This is a genomic window from Chloroflexia bacterium SDU3-3 (assembly GCA_009268125.1).
In the GTDB taxonomy this organism is placed as follows: domain Bacteria; phylum Chloroflexota; class Chloroflexia; order Chloroflexales; family Roseiflexaceae; genus SDU3-3.
The window spans coordinates 51,205-68,643 of record WBOU01000022.1; the positions used below are offsets into that span (position 1 = coordinate 51,205).

Here is a 17,439-nt window from a genome sequence, read left to right on the forward strand (position 1 = left end):
TGGGCGGTTACTTGCACGTAACGCCCCGCTGCGATACTAGAGACAAAATCGTTATAGCCCAGCATAGATCTACCCTTAGCCAATCACTGCAAAAACGAGGCAGCTGTGTCGAGCAATACCCCAACTATCGAATCGCTTCAGGCCGAGCTAGCCCGCCTGCACGAGGAAAACCACCGCCTGCAGGCCCAGGTCGTCGCGCTCAGGCCCTTTCAGATCCTGGCCGAGCGCAGCCACGAGGCTGTGCTGGTCACCACGCTGCAGGGCACCATCGCCTTCGCCAACCACGCCTATCGAAAGCTCTACGGCTTCAGCGACGACGAGCCGCTCACCGGGCGCGATGTGGTCTCGCACGCGCGGCACCAGGACAGCGGGCAATTTCAGAAGTTCTTCGAGCAACTGCTGTCCACCGGCTACTTCCACGGGGCCATCGAAGAGACCAAGATCGACGGCACGCCATTTACCGGCATGGCGTCGATCTTCGTGATCTCCGACGAGCAGAATCAGCCGCAGCAGTTCATCTCATTCTTCCGCGACATCACCGACCAGCAGAACAACGAGCAGCGGCTGCAGATCTTCGACCAGATGATCGAGAACGCCCCCGACGGCGTCGCCTATATGAGCAGCGACCGCACCTTCCTCTACGCCAACTCGGCCTTCCGCTCGATCATCGGGCGCGGCGATGAGCTGCTGGGGATGAACGGCAACGATGTGCTCGACCTCTCCCAGGCCGAGGACATCCGCGGCACCCTGGCCAGCACTGGCAAGTGGAGCGGGCGCACCAACTATCGGCATAAAGCTGGCCACCTGGTGCCGGTGGCCGTCACGGCCTTCATGCTCAAGACCCTCGCTGGCGAGAGCCTGATCGGCCTGATGGTACGCGACATCACCGCTGTGGTCGAGGCCGAGGCCGAGCACACCGCCATGCAGGAGCAGATCATCCAGGCCCAGCAGGCCACCCTACGCGAGCTTTCGACCCCGCTCATCCCGCTGGCCGAGGGCATCATCGCCATGCCGATCGTGGGCACGATCGACAGCAACCGCGCCATGCAGATCCTCGAAGCCCTGCTCGAGGGCATCAGCACCCACCAGGCCGAAAAGGCCATCCTCGACCTCACCGGCGTGAAGATCATGGACACCCAAGTGGCCAACGCGCTCATGCGCGCGGCCCAGGCCGCCAAGCTGCTGGGGGCCGATGTCACGCTCAGCGGCATCAGCGCCGAGGTGGCGCAGACGCTAGTGCACCTCGGCGTGGATCTCGGCACCATCACCACCCAGCGCGATCTGCAGCAGAGCATTGCGGCGGCATTTGGCCACGATCAGTAGCCCGCACCAGCCCGATACGCCAAGCCGCTGCCCAGACTGTTCTGGGCAGCGGCTTTTTGCTGCGCTCTGCGCCCGCAGGGCCTAGTCAAAAAAGGGTATGTAGTGCCGCCCGACCTCGATCACCATGCCGATCAGGCCAATGACCACCCCCCAGTACCACGGGATCTCCGCATAGATCGCGAGACCGATCATTCCGATAAAGAAAAGAAGGTACAAAAGAATATAGACGCGCAGATTCTTGACGTGCTTCAGCATGGAAGATTCGCCTCTCTTTTCAGTTGTTACAATGATGCATAGAATCAAACGTGCGGATAAGGCCATATTATAGGATAGATCGACCTGTTTCTCCCCACTAGCAGCAGGGCTGCCCAGCAGCGCACCATTCCCGACAAATCAAAAGCAGCGCAGCTCTTTGCCCGCGCTGCTTTTGGCTAGCTAGCCCCTAGCACATGCGCCCTAGCGCGCCAACAGCGGCAGATAGATCGAGTGTGTCGTGTGCAGCCCTGAGGTAGGCTGCTCAGGCGGGGTGGTCATATCGATGTCGGGCCGTAGGATGTGTAGCGCCGCCTGAACCTGCAGCGCCCCATAGCCATAGATCTCATCGTAGCCAGCCACACCCAGATCCGTCGCGCCGCTCTCAAGCGCCGCCTGGATCTCGCCGCGAGTAGCAGTGGGGGCGGCGGCCCGCAGCAGCGCGGCGGCGCCCGAGACATGTGGCGCGGCCATCGAGGTGCCCTGCAGCAGGCACCATGCAAACTCGCTCGGCATACCGCAGAGCGCCCCCAGCGTCTGCTGCGCCACGCCATCGGCATAGCCATCGCCATCCACATCGGCAAACAGATCGCCGCCGGGGGCCGTGAGATTGATCCCCCTGCCTGTGTTGGTATAGCGCGTACGCTGCTGCAGCACATCCAGCGCGCCCACCGCGATCACGTTGGGGTGGTTGGAGGGAAAATCGATCGTCGACTCGCCAAAATTGCCCGCCGCCGCGACGATCACCACATCGGCGGCAGTAGCCATCGCGATCGCATCATTCACAACATCCGACGAGCAGTCGGGCCACTGGCCGGTGCCCACGCCGGTGCAGTCGGCCCCCAGCGAGAGGTTGATCACAGCAGCGCCGTGGCTGCTGGCCCAGGCGATGCCCTTGGCCACGTTGGACATGAGGCAGCTGCCCGACTCGTCACACGCCTTGATCGGCATCAGGGTGACGCCGCTGGCCATACCATTATTTTCGCACTGGGCCACCGTGCCAGCCACGTGGGTGCCGTGGCCGTTGTCATCCTGGGCGGCGGCCAACCCCTCCGCACCAGTGATGGCGTTGTAGGGCGAGGTGAAGCTGTGGCAGCCGAGGTCGGGGGCGTTGGTCGCGATCCCGGTGTCGATCACCGCCACCACCACGCCAGCGCCGGTGGTGAGCGGCCAGACCGCCGGGGCCTGCGTGACCCGCAGGTGCCACTGATACGAAGCGAGGGCGCCGCTGATTGCGCCGGGCTGCGCCGGGCTGCTTGTGCGCACCGCCGCATCGCTGATCTGGATCACATAGTCCTGCTCGGCGGCGACCACGCTGGAGCGCGCGCGCGTCTGAGCCAGCGCCTGCTGGGGCGGGGTGCCGGGCACCACGGGAGCCGTGTACCACTGGCCGAACAGGGGTGCGGCACCGGGCAGTGCTGGCGAGCCATCCGCCAGGCGCACCAGCACGCGGTCGGTCGCAATCGAGGCATTCAGCGTAGCAGGGGGCCACGTGCTCTGAGAGGAGGGCTGGGCGCTGGCCTGCGCACCGGGGAGCGCCATGAGAACAATGCCAAGGGCCACAAAAAAGATTCTACGCGACAACATGGCGCAATATCTCTCTTTGCGATATTGTCTTCAGGGACAATATAGACAAAATGGTATCAATTTGATTGCGACTAGGACGAGCACCACTATACGTGGCGCACGAACCAAGGGCATACCAACCCTACGATGGAGGCCCGTGGGATGACAGGGGGGCCTAGCCACATAAAATATTATTTGACTTTCGAAAGTAAATAGTTGACAAACTCAAACCAGCAGTGCTATACTTACGGCCAGAGGAACTGATTAACGAGAGAGCATAGGACACCATGGTGCTTGAACATCGCGAACAAGGCGAAACTCGGCAAGAGATTCTGGGCCTGCTTCGGCAGAACGGCTCGATGACCGCTGCTGAGCTCAGTTCTGCACTCGGGATTGGTGCGGTGGGCGTGCGCCAGCATCTGGCGCTGCTTGAGCGCGACAATCTGGTGCGCATCGCCGATGTTCGCCGAGGTATCGGCAGGCCTAGCCATCTCTACTCACTCACTGAAAACGCCGAGCAGCTCTTCCCCAAGCGCTACGACAAAATCGCCCTGGAAACCCTCGAATTTGTCGAGATGCTGGGCGGCGACGAGGCCATCAACCGGCTGTTCGCCTACCGCCGCGGCAAGCTTGAGAAGCAGTATGCCCTGCAGCTTGCCGACAAGACCCCGCGCGAACGAGTCTTCGCGCTGGCCGAGATCCTCAACGAGCAGGGCTATATGTGCGAAGTCTCCCAGGAGCCTGACGGCTCCGTCATCCTCACCGAGCACAACTGCCCGATCGACTGCGTTGCGCGCTCCTATCAGCAGATCTGCTCGCACGAGCTAACGCTCTACGAGTCGCTGCTGGGCACGCCGATCATCCGCGAGCAGAACATCACCGAAGATGACACCTGCTGTCGCTATCGCATCCCCGCTTCAGCCCTCTAGGGCGGAGCCGCCGCAATCAGATATGCGGCACCCATCCACCTAAGAAAACCAAACGCGTCGGCTCTTCGTACAGGTGTACGAAGAGCGTTCTCTCTTGCCGAGTTTTGGAGGAGGAATCCCTATGGCTTTCGAACTTCCGCCGCTGCCGTATGATTTCGCTGCACTGGAGCCGCACATCGATGCGCAGACCATGCAGATCCACCACGATCGCCACCACGCCACATACGTGAATAACCTTAACGCCGCGCTGGAGAAGTACCCCGAGCTGCAGGCCAAGCCGATCGAGGAGATCCTGGCCAACATCAACGATGTGCCCTCCGAGATCCGCCAGGCCGTAATCAACAACGGCGGCGGCCATGCCAACCACACGCTGTTCTGGGAGATCATGGGCCCGAACGGCGGCGGCGAGCCGACCGGCGCGCTGGCCGATGCGATCAACAGCACCTTCGGCGGCCTCGCCGAGCTGAAGGCCAAGATCAACGATGCCGGCGTGAAGCGCTTCGGCAGCGGCTGGTCGTGGCTGGTGAAGGATGCCAGCGGCACGCTCTCGGTGATCAGCACCGCCAACCAGGACAGCCCGATCAGCCAGGGGCTGACGCCCATCCTGGGCGTGGACGTGTGGGAGCACGCCTACTACCTGAAGTACCAGAACAAGCGCCCCGACTACCTGAGCGCCTGGTGGAACACAGTCAACTGGGCCAAGGTCGCCGAGCTCTACGGCGCGTAGTCATCACCAACCCAACGATCTCTGGCGAGCTGCATCCTGCGGCTCGCCTTTTGTTTTGCCGCAAGGTTGACGGCTGCCGCAGAACCACCTATGATCTCCCTAGTAGCCGCGGTCTATTGCAACCACCCATGCAGATCTGGAACATCCCTACCACCCACCATATCCTGCGCGTGTTCCCGCTAGTCACCGCCCTGGCCATTGTGCTGGCAGGCGCACAGCTAGTGTTCCGCGACGAGCCAGACCACGACATGCGCCAGGGCGACGCCATGTTCGGCGCAGGGCGCTACTATGCGGCGTGGCAGATCTACCGCAGCCTAGCCAGCCAGCACCCCAGCGCGCAGAGCATGGCGCGGCTGGGCATGATCCAGGCCGTGCGCGGCGAGCACGCCGCCGCCAGCCGTAGCTTCGGCAGCGCGCTGCGCATGGGTGTGGCTGGCCGCGACTACACGCTAGTGCGGCTCTACCAGGGCAGCAGCGCGCTGGCCCAGGGCTACTACGATGATGCCATCCGCTCCTGGCGCTTGATCGACGACCACGCCGACATGGCCCCCTACGCCCGCGTTCTGGAGGCCGAGGCCCTGCTGCGCGGGCGCAACTACGCCGCCGCCGAGCAGGCATTCGATGGGCTGCGGCAGGCCAGGCTGCCCCAGGAGTGGCGCTGGGCGGTGCAGCTGCGGCTGGCCACGCTGCGCGCCAGCGACAGCGCGGGCGAGGCCAGCGCGCTGCTGGGCGGCATCGGCGGCATCGCCCCCGCCCTGCCCGACCCGCTGATGGTCGCGCCGCTGCTGCCCAAGCCTAGCCCCGCGCCCGACCTGCTGGCGGCAGCCATCCAGGGCCAGCCAGACGAGCGCGCCATGCAGCTGGGGCAGGCCTACCTCTCGGCGGGCATGGCCGAGCTGGCGCTGGCCCAGTTCGACGCTGTGCCCAGCGATAGCCCGCTGGCGGTGCGCGCCCAGTCGTATGCGGCCTACACCCGCCTGCGCACCGGCGACGCCGCAGGCGGCATCGGCGCACTGAACGCCCTGGTGCGCAGCCATCCCAACGATACCCAGCTGCGGGCCATGCTGGCCCTGGCCTCGCTTGAGACCGGCGACACCAAGCACGCCGAGGTACAGGTGAAGGTGCTGCGCCAGATCGCGCCGAATAGCCCGAACACCTACCTCGCATGGGCGCAGTGGTACGCCGCGCAGAGCGAGTATATCGAGGCCAGCAGCAGCTACCAGAAAGCCCTGGCCGCTGCGCCGCCCGACCAGCGAGGCACCTACCTGACAGAGACCGTCCGCTTCCACCTGACGACCACCGTGCGGATCTGTGAAAATGGCCGACCCGCCGCCCAAGAGGCGGCCCTGCTCGTCGATAGCAGCGCGGCTTGGGCGGCCCTGGCCCAGGCCCAGATCGCCTGCGGCAACTTCGCCGAGGCCGAGCGCGCGGCCAGCACCGCCCAGCAACGCGACCCCCGCAGCGCCGAGGCCAGCTTCTACCTGGGCAAGGCGCTGGCGCTGCGGGGCCAGCGCGGCCCAGCCCGCGAGGCGCTGGTGGCGGCGGCGGATCTCGCGCCCGACAGCGACTGGCGGGCCAAGGCCGAGGCGCAGCTCTCCATCCTCGGGCTCTAGCAGAACGCAAGCTATAGGGCATGCGGATGCCAGATTCGTGTATAATGCCATCGCTCATGCTGTGGAGGAACTCACGTGCCACTTGCCGAATATTCCGGGCGGCCTGTGCTGCTCGCACCCTCAATCCTGTCCGCCGACTTCGCCCACCTGGGCCGCGACGCCCGCGCCGCCGAGCAGGCCGGGGCCGACTGGCTGCAGATCGACGTGATGGATGGTGTGTTCGTGCCGAATATTAGCGTCGGCCTGCCGGTGGTCGAGTCGCTGCGCAAGGAGGTGGCGCTCACCCTGGACTGCCACCTGATGATCACGCAGCCCGAGCGCTACGTTGAGGCCTTTATCAAGGCGGGCGCGAACCACGTGACGGTGCACGCCGAGGCCACCCAGCACCTGCACCGCACCATCCAGCAGATCAAAGAGCTGGGCGCAACCGCCGGGGTGGCCTTGAACCCCGCCACCCCGCTGAGCGCGCTGGATGAGATCGCGCCCGATCTCGATCTGGTGCTGATCATGACCGTGAACCCCGGCTTCGGCGGGCAGCAGTACATCGCGGCCAGCTCGGGCAAGATCGCGCGGCTGCGGGCCATGCTGGACGGGCGCGGGCTGGGCCACGTGCAGATCCAGGTGGACGGCGGCATTAAGGCGAGCAACATCCGCACGGTGGTGGAGGCCGGGGCCAGCAATATCGTGGCCGGTTCGGCGATCTTCAGCCCCGCGTTTAGTGTAGAGAGCGCCATCGGCCAGATGCGCGCCGCCCTGCAGTAGGCAGCCGATGACCAGCATCACCCTGGCCGCCACCAACCACGACCCCGACGGGCGGCTGTACGAGCAGACCGCGCGCATGCTGCCGCGCCTTGCAGGCCTGTTCCCGCAGATCACCGTGCTGCTGACCAGCACCAGCCAGGCCCGCAGCGAGGCCCTGCTGCGCGAGGCGGGCTGCGACACGACCCGCGAGCCGCAGCCGCCCGGCGGGCTGGCCAAGCTCGGCGAGCCGCGCCGCAGCGTCATCCGCCGCGCGCTGGAGTTGGGCGCTGGCCACGTGGTGTTCTGCGACTTCGACCGCATGCTGCACTGGGCCGAGCACCACCCCGCCGAGCTGGCCGCCACGCTTGACCAGATCGCCCAGCACGACTTCACCGTGCTGGCCCGCACCCCGCGCGCCTTCGCCAGCCACCCGCGCTGCCAGCGCGACACCGAGAGTACGATCAACACCGCCTTCGCCGCCGTGAGCGGGCTGGCCTGGGACACAGGGGCTGGGGCGCGCGGGCTCTCGCGCCGCGCCGCCGAGGCCATCCTGGCGGGCTGCTCCGACACCAGCGTGGGCGTGGATGTGGCCTGGCCGCTGTTCCTGCTGCGCCAGGGCGGCTTCGATGTGGCCTGTATCCCCACCGAGGGCATGGAGTTCGAGACCGCCGACCGCTTCGGCGACCAGGTGGCCGCGCTGGGCGGCCTGGCCGCGTGGATCGACCGGCTGGATGCCGACCCGCGCCAGTGGGCGCTGCGGCTGGATGTGGCCAGAGTCGAGGTCGAATCGCTCTTCCCGTTCAGCTGATTGCGCAAGCCCGTCGCACAGCGCCGCAGTACCAGTATCGGGCTATGGTACAATCTACAGCCATGCGCTGTATTTCGCAGCCCAAAAGAATCGCATCCCCAGCTAGTGTGTATGTTTGCTCGACAAGAGCGGAGGAAATAGATGCCGAAAGACGGAATCACGCCACGCGACCGTGACTACTCGCAGTGGTACCTGGATATTGTGCAGCAGGCTGGCCTGGCCGACTACGCCGAGGTGGTGCGCGGCTGCATCGTGTTCAAGCCCACCGGCTACGCGATCTGGGAGCGCATGCAGCGCGCGCTGGATGACCGCATCAAGGAGACCGGGCACGAGAACGCCTACTTCCCGCTGCTCATCCCCAAGAGCTTCATCATGAAGGAGGCCGAGCACGTCGAGGGCTTTGCGCCCGAGCTGTTCGAGGTGACCCAGATCGGCAGCGAGAAGCTGGAAGACCCCTATGTGGTGCGCCCCACGTCGGAGACGATCATCGGCCACTTCTACGCCAAGTGGATCCGCAGCTACCGCGACCTGCCGCTGCTGATTAACCAGTGGGCCAACGTGATGCGCGCCGAGAAGCGCACCCGCCCGTTCCTGCGCACCGCCGAGTTCCTCTGGCAGGAGGGCCACACCGTACACGCCGACGAGGCCGACGCCGAGCGCGAGACGCTGATGATCCTGCACGATGTCTACGCCGACTTCGCCGAGCGCGAGATGGCCATGCCGGTGATCCGCGGCCTGAAGACCGAGAAGGAGAAGTTCCCCGGCGCGCTGCGCTCGTACTGCATCGAGGCCATGATGCAGGATGGCCGCGCGCTGCAGGCCGGCACCTCGCACAACCTGGGCCAGAACTTCGCCAAGGCCTTCGACATCACCTACACCGACCAGAACAACACCATCCAGCACGCCTGGACCACCTCGTGGGGCGTTTCGACCCGACTGATCGGCGCGATGATCATGACCCACTCGGATGACGAGGGCCTGGTGCTGCCGCCGCGGCTCGCGCCCATCCAGGTGGTGGTGGTGCCGATCTACAAGAACGACACCGAGCGCAGCGCCGTGATGGCCGCCGTCGAGACCATCACCAAGCCCTGGAAGGGCCGCATCCGCATGAAGATCGACGACCGCCAGAACCTGACGCCCGGCTTCAAGTACAACGAGTGGGAGCTGAAAGGCGTGCCGGTGCGCATCGAGGTGGGGCCGAAGGATGTGGACAAGGGCACCGTGGCCATGGCGCGGCGCGACATCCCCGGCAAGGCGGGCAAGTCGTTCGTGCCCCAGGAGGGCCTGACCGAACGGATCGAGGCGCTGCTGGAGGAGATCCAGAACGCGCTCTACCAGCGCGCCCTAGCCTTCCGCGACGACCGCACCGCCGACGTGAGCAGCTACGACGAGCTGAAGCAGCAGGTTGAGCGCGGCTTCGCGCGGGTCTACTGGGCTGGCACCACCGAGGACGAGCAGCGCATCCAGGATGAGTGCCGCGCCACCATCCGCTGCATCCCGCTGGACCAGCCCGAGGCCCCTGGCACCTGCTTCTACACCGGCAAAGAGACCAGCCAGATGGTGATCTTCGCCCGCGCCTACTAGCTACCAGCCATAGGAGAAACAGCGCGCCTGCTGGCGAGCAACTATTCCTCAGCAGGCGCGGTATACCTCCATGGCGGAGCTTCCGCCTGAGCTTGTTTTTCCATCACACCTTCTATTTGCAGGAGCAGCTTTATGGCAGCAGATTCACAGCGCCTCTTCGATTTTTGGTCTAGCCGCAAGGACAGCACGATTGAATCGCTTGCCCAGAGCCTGCGAGACAACTGCGGCCCCTACTATCAGAACCTCTCGCAGGATGAGCTTCTGAAGCGCGCCGCCGCCATCATCGACATCTGGCTCGATGTCCTCGTCCACGGCAAACCCGAGCGGCTGAGCAGCTTCAGCCAGCAGATCGGCACCACCCGCCTCTCCGAGGGCCTTGGCCCGAGCGTGATGATGAGCGTGATCGACCAGGTGCGCAAGGTGGTCTGGCAGGTGATGAGCGATTTCTACGTCAAGGGCGACTGGGATCTCGATCTGCTGCATACGAGCGAGGGCTGGATCCACGACATGCGGTCGAGCTTCACCGAGACCTATAACACCCACCTGCAGGAGGCCCAGCGCCAGCTGGAGGAGCGCGAGCACGAGATCGCCACGCAGAGCCAGATCATCCGCGAGACCGCCTCGCCGATCGTGCCGATCTACGACGGCATCCTGGTGATGCCGCTGGTAGGCGCGCTCGACTCGCTGCGGATCAGCCAGGTGATGGAGTCGGCGCTGGAGCATATCGTCGACAAGCAGGCCGAGGTGCTGATCATCGACATCACCGGCGTGCCGATCGTGGACACGGGCGTGGCCAACCACCTGCTGCAGATGGCGCGCGCCATCTCGCTGCTTGGCGCAGAGGTGGTGGTGGTGGGCATCGGGGCCGAGATCGCGCAGACGATCATCCAGCTGGGCCTCGATATGAGCGCGATCATGACCATGGCCAACCTTGAGGCAGGCATCGCCTACGCCCTTGAGCAGCGCGGGTTCGCCATCCGCACGATCAGCGAGCCGTGATCGACATCTTCGAGCACCTGAACGGCAGCGACACGCTGCTTGGCCCCGCCGAGGGCGAGCAGCCGCCCGACCTCGCCCAGCGACGCGTGCTCCACCGCCTCGGCGAGTATGTGGAGCACATCGTCCGCCCGCTGAACATGCGCCCCCGCTCGGCTGCCCTCCGCCACGAGGACGCCGAGCGGATCGAGGTGCGGGTCAGCACCGACGATATCCATATCATCGTGGTGATCGCGCCCGAGGGCGACCTGGCCGCCGAGCAGTTCTTCATCCGCACGCTCTCGGGGCGGCACCTGCCCATCCCCACCTTCATCACCGCCGATCTCAGCTGCAGCGCGGTCCCGTTTGGCTATATCATCCACGGCCACATCGCCGGCACGCCGCTGAGCACGGTCGAGAGTGACCCGCTGGTGAAGGTGGCGGCCCGGCAGATCGGGCGGTCGCTGCGCAGCATCCACAGCCAGCCAGCACCGGGCTTCGGCAGGCCCAGCCCATCGGGGCGCTGGACCACGCGCTCGTGGAACGGGGTGCTGGGCGACTGGCTGGGGCGGCGCGGCGTGCGCGCCCTGGCGGCGGATGTGCTGGGCGACCCGCTGGCCACCGCGCTCTGGCAGGCCACGCTCGACCACCCGCAGACCGACTGGGCCGAGCCGCGCATCATCCACGGCGCGGTGGCCCCCGAGCGCGCGCTGGTGACGGTGAGCAGCGCGGCCCACGTGGAGGCGCTGGTGCGCCCCGGCGACATCGTGGGCGGCGACCCGCTGTTCGACCTGGCGCTGGCCACCCTGCCCAGGCACCCCGGCCCCTTCCAGCAGGGCGTGTACGAGGGCTACAACTCGGCTGGCCCGATATCCGCCGAGCAGCAGCGGCGGCTCCAGCGGCTGCGCCTGCTGCTGCACACCGCCGACGCCTGCATCCGCCACGACGAGCACCTGCTGGCCCGCCTGCCCTCGGTGGTCGAGTCGGCGCTGCGCCAGCTTGAGCCGTAGCGCATCCGCTCTGCGCCCGCCCGCCGTACCCCAGCATGCGACAGTGCTGGGGCTTTTTGCTACCATGGGGCAGGCATCCTCTGGCGCAAAGGAGCGGCGAGATGACAGACTACGACTCGGTGATCGTTGGGGCGGGGCCAAACGGGCTGGCGGCGGGCATCCGGCTGGCCCAGGCGGGCAGGCGCGTGCTGGTGATGGAGCAGGCCGACGAGGTGGGCGGCGGGGTGCGCTCGGCGGCGCTCACGCTGCCGGGCTTCACCCACGACATCTGCTCGGCCATCCACCCCATGGCCTACGCCTCGCCGTTCCTAGGCGGCCTGCCGCTGCGGCGCTACGGGCTGCGCTGGGTGCACCCCGCCGCGCCGGTGGCCCACCCGCTGGATGGCGGGCGCGCGGTGCTGGTGGGCCGCTCGGTGAAGGAGACCGCCGCGCAATTCGGGCGCGATGCAGGCGCGTACTACGCCCTGATGGCCCCGCTGGTGCGCCACCTGCCGCAGATCCTGGCCATGTTCATGCGCCCCTGGCCCGTCCCCGCCCAGCCGCTCACCTTCGCCCGCTTCGGGCTGCGCGCCCTGTGGCCCGCCGCGGCGCTGGCCCGCGCCCTGTTCCGCCGCCCCGAGGCGCGAGCGCTGCTGGCCGGGCACGCCGCCCACACCATGGTGGCGCTGGAGGAGCCAGCCACCGCCGCCGCCGGGCTGCTGCTGCTGGCCCTGGCCCACGCCACCGGCTGGCCCTTCCCGCGCGGCGGCGCCAGGGCCATCCCCCGCGCCATGGCTGCGCTGCTGTGCGACCTGGGCGGCCATGTGCAGACCGGACGCATGGTGCGCTCGCTCGACGACCTGCCGCCGCACGGCGATGCGCTATTCGACCTGACGCCCCGCCAGCTGCTGGGCATCGCAGGCGAGCGGCTGCCCGCAGGCGAGCGCGCCGCGCTGGGGCGGTTCCGCTACGGGCCGGGCGTGTTCAAGATCGACTACGCCATCGAGGGCGATATGCCCTGGGCCGCGCCCCAGTGCGCCCGCGCGGGCACCCTGCACCTGGGCGGCACGCTGGATGAGGTGGCCGAGAGTGAGCGACAGGTGGCGCACGGCCAGGTGCCCGACGCGCCCTTCGTGCTGCTGGCCCAGCAGAGCGTATTCGACCGCAGCCGCGCGCCTGTCGGTCGCAACGCCATCTGGGCCTACTGCCACGTGCCCCACGGCAGCGCCGCCGACATGACCGAACGCATCGAGGCCCAGATCGAGCGCTTCGCCCCGGGCTTCCGCGCCCGCATCCTGGCGCGCTCGGTGCGCGGCCCGCAGGAGATGGAGGCCTACAACCCCAACTACATCGGCGGCGACATCAACGGCGGCAGGCAGGATCTCATCCAGACCTACGCCCGCCCCACACTGCGCCGCGACCCCTACGCCACCGGCGCACGCGGCATCTACCTCTGCTCCGCATCCACCCCACCAGGCGGCGGCGTCCACGGCATGTGCGGCTACTACGCCGCCGAGTCAGCCCTGCGCCACCCGCCAGCCTAGCCGCTTCACCTCGAAGGGGAACCTATTTACCACGAAGACACGAAGGCACGAAGGAGAACCGTTTACCACCAAGACTCCAAGAAACAAACGGCGCTACAAAACGGCGACGTGCCAGCTTTACCCACCCGGCCCATGCGGCGAAGGTGTCGCTCGGGCAAACTGGCCATATGGAAGACACGAAGGCACGAAGGAGAACCGTTTACCACCAAGACTCCAAGACACCAAGGAAACAAACGGCGCTAGAAAATGGCGACGTGCCAGCTTTACCCACCCGGCCCATGCGGCGAAGGTGCCGCTCGGGCAAACTGGCCATATGCACGAACACCAGTTGCCAGCATTCGGCATTGGAATGCTTCAAATTGGGGGTTCGAAAGGGGCGACGCCCCCTCGTGGGGTTCCGAGGGGCTAGCCCCTCGGCGCCGCCCGCGCAGGGCATCCACCCACCAAACAAAAGGATCACCGTCATCGAAGCCGCAACCGGTCGACCCGACCGGGCAACACTTCAAGCATTGCCCACGGTCGGGCCGATGCAGAACCACTCCAAAAGTGACACCATGTGAGGGGCGACGCCCCCTCGTGGGGTTCCGAGGGGCTAGCCCCTCGGCGCCGCCCGCGCAGGGCACACACCCACCAACCATGAGGAAGCATCATCATCGAGGCCGCAGCGGCGCAGCCTGCCCCTTTGGCGGATGTGGCCGCGCAGAAGATCGGGTAGAATGCGGCTGCGACACCCAGTTCAACCCAAGGAAAGCCCAATGCTCGAAGCGATCTTCCTCATCCGCCACGCCACGCCAGACCGCGCCACCGGCGTGCCCTACCAGATCCACCCCGGCCCGCCGCTCACCGAGGCGGGCCGCCGCGAGGCCCGCGAGATGGCCGCGTGGCTGGCCAGCCAGGGCGTCGAGCGCGTGCTCTGCTCGCCCTTCGAGCGCGCCCGCCAGACCGCCGCGCCCATTGCCGAGCTGCTGGGGCTGGAGATCGGCTACGTCGAGGGGCTGCGCGAGGCCGCCCCCCACGAGCAAGAGAGCGTCACCCGCGACCGCATCGCCGAGCTGTACGCCCAGCTGGAGGATAGCCCGCTGCGGCGCGTGGCCCTCGTCAGCCACGGCGCGCCGATCAAGGCGCTGCTGCAGCACACCACCCAGGGCAAGATCGAGCTGGCCCAGCACGTCTACGACTACGGCAACTGCTCGCCCACGGCGGGCGTGTGGCACGGCACGCGCTTTGGGCCGCTGTGGCGCTGGGAGCTAGCCTTCCGCCCTGGGCAGGCCCAGGCCGCAGCCGCGCCGGTGCGGCTCTAGGCCGCGCGGTAGGCTCGGCACACCCCGCGCAGCGGGCAGCCCGCGCAGCCCACGCAGTGCTCGGCGCACTTGCGCTGCTCGGCGAAGCTGCGCCTAGCCCCTGGCAGGTTGCAGCGCGGGGTGGTGAGGCAGTGGTGGATGCAGGCCTCGTCGATCAGCGCGTGCAGCCGCCAGAAGAAGGCGTGCGGCGTGGGCGCGTCGGCGATCGGCCCGGCCCAGCCCGCGAAGGGTCGCTCCACCGCATCCTGGAGCGCATCGTAGGGCATGCGCAGCACATCCAGCTCGGGCAGCACGCCCAGGCGGTCGAACAGCCGCCGCGCGTAGGCATCCACGATAAACAGCGGGTGGTGACCCGCGTACAGCATGATCGTGTCGGCGGTCTCGCGGCCCACGCGCGGCAGGGCCAGCAGCTCGCGCCGCGCATCCGCCCGCCCCTGGCGCAGCAGCGCGGCGGCGTCGCCGCCGTGGTGCGCCAGCAGGTGGCGGGCGATCGCCTGCAGCCCTGGGGCCTTCTGGCTGGGGAACGCGCACGGGCGGATCAGCGCGGCCAGCTCGCCCGTGTCGGCGCTGGCCAGCGCGGCGGGGGCCAGCCAGCCGCGCCCGATCAGCCGCAGCACCGCCGCCTCCACCGCCTCCCAGCGGGTCTGCTGTACCAGCACCGCGCCCACCACCACCTCAAACGGCTGGTCGGCGGAGAAGATCGGCCACCAGTGCGGCTCGTAGGGCAGGTGCGCCGAGAGCAGATCGTAGAGCATCAGGATGCGCTCGGCCACTGTCGTATCGTTCAATCCAGCCTGCTCCATCGCCACAGCCCCTCATTTCTAGAAAAAAAAGCGCCGAAGCCTGCGGCCAGCTGTGCCGCTGCGGGTTGGATTATGGCCAGCATCCAATAGCAGCGCCTTCGCCGGATGGGCGAGGCCGCCCGTGCGCACGCGACAAAACGGCCCCGCTGGGGCATATTCCAGCGGGGCCGTTGGGCAAAAACGCGACCGCCTAGTGCTCGAAGGCCGCCTTCTCGATAAACTCGATGTCGATCGGGTAGCGCCCCGAGAAGCAGCCCTGGCAGAACCCGCCGCTGGGCTTGCCCGTCGAGCGGATCAGGCCATCCAGGCTCAGGTAGGACAGGCTGTCCACGCCCAGGTAGTCCTGGATCTCGGGCACGCTCATGCGGTGCGCGATCAGCTCGGGGTAGGTGGCCATGTCCACCCCGAAGAAGCAGGGGTGGCGGATGGGCGGCGAGGACACCCGCAGGTGCACCTCTTTCGCACCCGCCTCGCGCAGCAGCCGCACGATCGGGCCGGATGTGTTGCCGCGCACGATCGAGTCATCGATCAGCACCACGCGCTTGCCATCCAGATTGTCGGCCAGCGGGTTGAACTTCAGCTGCACGCCCACCTTGCGCAGGCGATCGTCGGGCTGGATGAAGGTGCGCCCGATGTAGCGGTTCTTGATCAGGCCCTCGCTGTAGGGGATGCCGCTCTGCTGGGCGAAGCCGATAGCGGCGGGCACCGCGCTGTCGGGCACGGGGATGACCACATCGGCCTCCACCGGCGACTCTTTGGCTAGCTCGCGGCCCTGGGCCACGCGGGTGGCGTGCAGGGTCTGGGCATCTAGGATGCTGTCGGGGCGGGCGAAGTAGATATACTCGAACAGGCAGGTGGCGCGCTCGGGCGCGGGGATGCGCGAGACGGTGTGCGGGCCGTTCTCGTTGATCGCCACGATCTCGCCCGGCTCGATCTCGCGCACCACCTCCGCGCCGATGGTGGCCAGCGCGCAGGTCTCGGAGGCGACCACCCAGCCGTTCTCGCCGATGCGGCCAAGGCACAGCGGGTGCAGGCCCCACGGGTCGCGCACGGCGAACAGGCTATCTTTGGTGAGCACGGTCAGGCAGTAGGCACCCTGGGCGCGCACCATGAAGACGCGCATCTTCTCCTCCCAGGTGCGGCCCTCGCCGCCCGCCAGCATCTGGATCACCACCTCGCTGTCGCTGGTGGAGCTGAGGCCCACGCCGCGCTGCAGCAGCTCCTGCCGCAGCTGCACGGCGTTCGTCAGGTTGCCGTTGTGGCCCACCGCCAGCGGCCCCAGCGCGCTTTCCACGACGAAAGGCTGGGCGTTGAGCAGCTTCGAGGAGCCGGTGGTCGAGTAGCGGGTGTGGCCAATAGCGATGTGGCCACCCAGGGGACGCAGCTTGTCTTCGTTGAAAACCTGCGAGACCAGACCCATGTCCTTATGCAGATTGATCCGGCGACCATCCGTCACCGCGATACCGGCGCTCTCCTGGCCGCGGTGCTGCAGCGCATAGAGGCCAAAGAACGTCAGACGCGCGACATCTTCGCTTGGTGCATAAATGCCAAAGACACCACATTCGTGCTGTGGTTTATCCTCAAACATGGATATCGTTCCTTATGTGTGATTCTGCGCCTGCCCGATAAGCCGGGCTGGTTTCAACCAAGGCTGCGTGTTGGTATTATACCATTTCACAACCGAGCGAAACGAACGAAAGGGAAGCGGGTTCCCCTACGTTCTGTAAAGGAGCAGACATGGAGCTTGCGGAGATCATGCGGCTGAACGAGGGCCGTGGCCTGGGGCACACGCTGGGCATCGAGCTGGTGGAGGCCACGCCGGATCGCGTGGTGATGCGCATGGAGGTGGGCGAGCGGGTGCAGCAGCCCTTCGGCTTCCTGCATGGCGGCGCGTCGGTGGCGCTGGCCGAGACGGTGGCCAGCGTGGGCGGGCTGCTGGGCTGCCCGCCGGGCAAGGCCGTGTTCGGGCAAGAGATCAACGCCAACCACCTGCGGCCCAAGCAGGGCGGCGCGCTGGTGGCCACCGGCTGGCCGCTGCACCGCGGGCGCACCACCCAGGTCTGGCAGATCGAGATCGCGGGCGAGGATGGCAAGCTGGTGTGCGTCTCGCGCTGCACGCTGGCGGTGGTGGACGCGCGGCAGTAGCGCGGCCTAGCGCGGGCGAGGCGGCGGCGGCTGGCTCGCCCGCGCGGGCGTGGGCAGATCTTCTAGGTTTCGGTGAAGAAGAAATCCATATAAATTAAAATCACTATGTTAGACGTAAATCTCTACTCAGACACTCATA

15 protein-coding genes are annotated in these 17,439 nt (G+C 66.9%); 12 read left to right on the forward strand and 3 right to left on the reverse strand.

The features are described from left to right. Positions 1 to 63 precede the first annotated feature (63 nt). A complete protein-coding gene (locus tag F8S13_25155) occupies positions 64 to 1,323 on the forward strand; it encodes a PAS domain S-box protein (GenBank protein ID KAB8140136.1) in 1,260 nt (419 codons plus the stop codon). 456 nt (positions 1,324 to 1,779) lie between these two features. On the opposite strand, the gene F8S13_25160 is transcribed toward F8S13_25155, so the two are convergent. After that, entirely contained in the window at positions 1,780 to 3,162 is a 1,383-nt protein-coding gene (locus F8S13_25160) for a S8 family serine peptidase (protein KAB8140137.1), read from the reverse strand. 266 nt (positions 3,163 to 3,428) lie between these two features. Between F8S13_25160 and F8S13_25165 the strand changes: the two genes are divergently transcribed. From F8S13_25165 to F8S13_25210, 10 genes are all read left to right on the forward strand, one after another. After that, complete coding sequence (locus F8S13_25165) at positions 3,429 to 4,070, forward strand: transcriptional regulator (protein ID KAB8140138.1); 642 nt, start codon at positions 3,429 to 3,431, stop codon at positions 4,068 to 4,070. Between the two features lie 121 nt (positions 4,071 to 4,191). Next, the gene (locus F8S13_25170; GenBank protein KAB8140139.1) at positions 4,192 to 4,797 is read left to right on the forward strand and encodes a superoxide dismutase; all 606 of its coding nucleotides are present in this window, start codon (positions 4,192 to 4,194) and stop codon (positions 4,795 to 4,797) included. A 128-nt stretch (positions 4,798 to 4,925) separates the two neighbouring features. After that, a complete protein-coding gene (locus F8S13_25175) occupies positions 4,926 to 6,410 on the forward strand; it encodes a tetratricopeptide repeat protein (GenBank protein KAB8140140.1) in 1,485 nt (494 codons plus the stop codon). A gap of 75 nt (positions 6,411 to 6,485) precedes the next feature. Next, complete coding sequence (locus tag F8S13_25180; protein KAB8140141.1) at positions 6,486 to 7,172, forward strand: ribulose-phosphate 3-epimerase; 687 nt, start codon at positions 6,486 to 6,488, stop codon at positions 7,170 to 7,172. A 7-nt stretch (positions 7,173 to 7,179) separates the two neighbouring features. Beyond that, positions 7,180 to 7,959, forward strand: a complete 780-nt coding sequence (locus tag F8S13_25185; GenBank protein KAB8140142.1) for a hypothetical protein — start codon at positions 7,180 to 7,182, stop codon at positions 7,957 to 7,959. Between the two features lie 141 nt (positions 7,960 to 8,100). After that, positions 8,101 to 9,543 carry a proline--tRNA ligase gene (locus tag F8S13_25190; protein KAB8140143.1) on the forward strand — a complete coding sequence of 481 codons (1,443 nt, stop codon included), beginning with the start codon at positions 8,101 to 8,103 and terminating at the stop codon, positions 9,541 to 9,543. 132 nt (positions 9,544 to 9,675) lie between these two features. After that, positions 9,676 to 10,542 carry an STAS domain-containing protein gene (locus tag F8S13_25195; protein KAB8140144.1) on the forward strand — a complete coding sequence of 289 codons (867 nt, stop codon included), beginning with the start codon at positions 9,676 to 9,678 and terminating at the stop codon, positions 10,540 to 10,542. Beyond that, positions 10,539 to 11,528: a phosphotransferase gene (locus F8S13_25200; protein KAB8140145.1), complete on the forward strand. Its 990-nt coding sequence runs from the start codon at positions 10,539 to 10,541 to the stop codon at positions 11,526 to 11,528. Before F8S13_25195 ends, F8S13_25200 begins: the two co-directional genes overlap by 4 nt. Positions 11,529 to 11,629: 101 nt before the next feature. Next, entirely contained in the window at positions 11,630 to 13,051 is a 1,422-nt protein-coding gene (locus tag F8S13_25205; protein ID KAB8140146.1) for an NAD(P)/FAD-dependent oxidoreductase, read from the forward strand. Positions 13,052 to 13,806: 755 nt separating this feature from the next. Beyond that, on the forward strand, positions 13,807 to 14,352 hold the full coding sequence (locus F8S13_25210) for a histidine phosphatase family protein (protein ID KAB8140147.1): 546 nt from the start codon (positions 13,807 to 13,809) through the stop codon (positions 14,350 to 14,352). Here F8S13_25210 and F8S13_25215 read toward each other — a convergent pair. Both F8S13_25215 and purF read right to left on the reverse strand, forming a co-directional pair. Beyond that, a complete protein-coding gene (locus F8S13_25215; GenBank protein ID KAB8140148.1) occupies positions 14,349 to 15,161 on the reverse strand; it encodes a DNA repair protein in 813 nt (270 codons plus the stop codon). The genes F8S13_25210 and F8S13_25215 overlap by 4 nt on opposite strands. 184 nt (positions 15,162 to 15,345) lie before the next feature. Continuing rightward, positions 15,346 to 16,743 carry an amidophosphoribosyltransferase gene (gene purF, locus F8S13_25220; protein ID KAB8140149.1) on the reverse strand — a complete coding sequence of 466 codons (1,398 nt, stop codon included), beginning with the start codon at positions 16,741 to 16,743 and terminating at the stop codon, positions 15,346 to 15,348. Positions 16,744 to 16,892: 149 nt separating this feature from the next. Here purF and F8S13_25225 point away from each other — a divergent pair, with 149 nt between their 5' ends. After that, positions 16,893 to 17,300 (forward strand): PaaI family thioesterase, encoded by a 408-nt coding sequence (locus F8S13_25225; protein KAB8140150.1) that lies wholly within the window; start codon positions 16,893 to 16,895, stop codon positions 17,298 to 17,300. Positions 17,301 to 17,439: the final 139 nt, after the last annotated feature.

What these genes read in the sequence shown, in the direction of transcription:
- F8S13_25170 (KAB8140139.1), top strand. Translation starts at nt 4,192, where the DNA reads ATGGCTTTCGAACTTCCGCCGCTGCCGTATGATTTCGCTGCACTGGAG.
- F8S13_25225 (KAB8140150.1), top strand. Translation starts at nt 16,893, where the DNA reads ATGGAGCTTGCGGAGATCATGCGGCTGAACGAGGGCCGTGGCCTGGGG.
- F8S13_25190 (KAB8140143.1), top strand. Translation starts at nt 8,101, where the DNA reads ATGCCGAAAGACGGAATCACGCCACGCGACCGTGACTACTCGCAGTGG.
- F8S13_25160 (KAB8140137.1), bottom strand. Translation starts at nt 3,162, where the DNA reads ATGTTGTCGCGTAGAATCTTTTTTGTGGCCCTTGGCATTGTTCTCATG.
- F8S13_25210 (KAB8140147.1), top strand. Translation starts at nt 13,807, where the DNA reads ATGCTCGAAGCGATCTTCCTCATCCGCCACGCCACGCCAGACCGCGCC.
- F8S13_25185 (KAB8140142.1), top strand. Translation starts at nt 7,180, where the DNA reads ATGACCAGCATCACCCTGGCCGCCACCAACCACGACCCCGACGGGCGG.
- F8S13_25205 (KAB8140146.1), top strand. Translation starts at nt 11,630, where the DNA reads ATGACAGACTACGACTCGGTGATCGTTGGGGCGGGGCCAAACGGGCTG.
- F8S13_25195 (KAB8140144.1), top strand. Translation starts at nt 9,676, where the DNA reads ATGGCAGCAGATTCACAGCGCCTCTTCGATTTTTGGTCTAGCCGCAAG.
- F8S13_25175 (KAB8140140.1), top strand. Translation starts at nt 4,926, where the DNA reads ATGCAGATCTGGAACATCCCTACCACCCACCATATCCTGCGCGTGTTC.
- purF (KAB8140149.1), bottom strand. Translation starts at nt 16,743, where the DNA reads ATGTTTGAGGATAAACCACAGCACGAATGTGGTGTCTTTGGCATTTAT.
- F8S13_25165 (KAB8140138.1), top strand. Translation starts at nt 3,429, where the DNA reads ATGGTGCTTGAACATCGCGAACAAGGCGAAACTCGGCAAGAGATTCTG.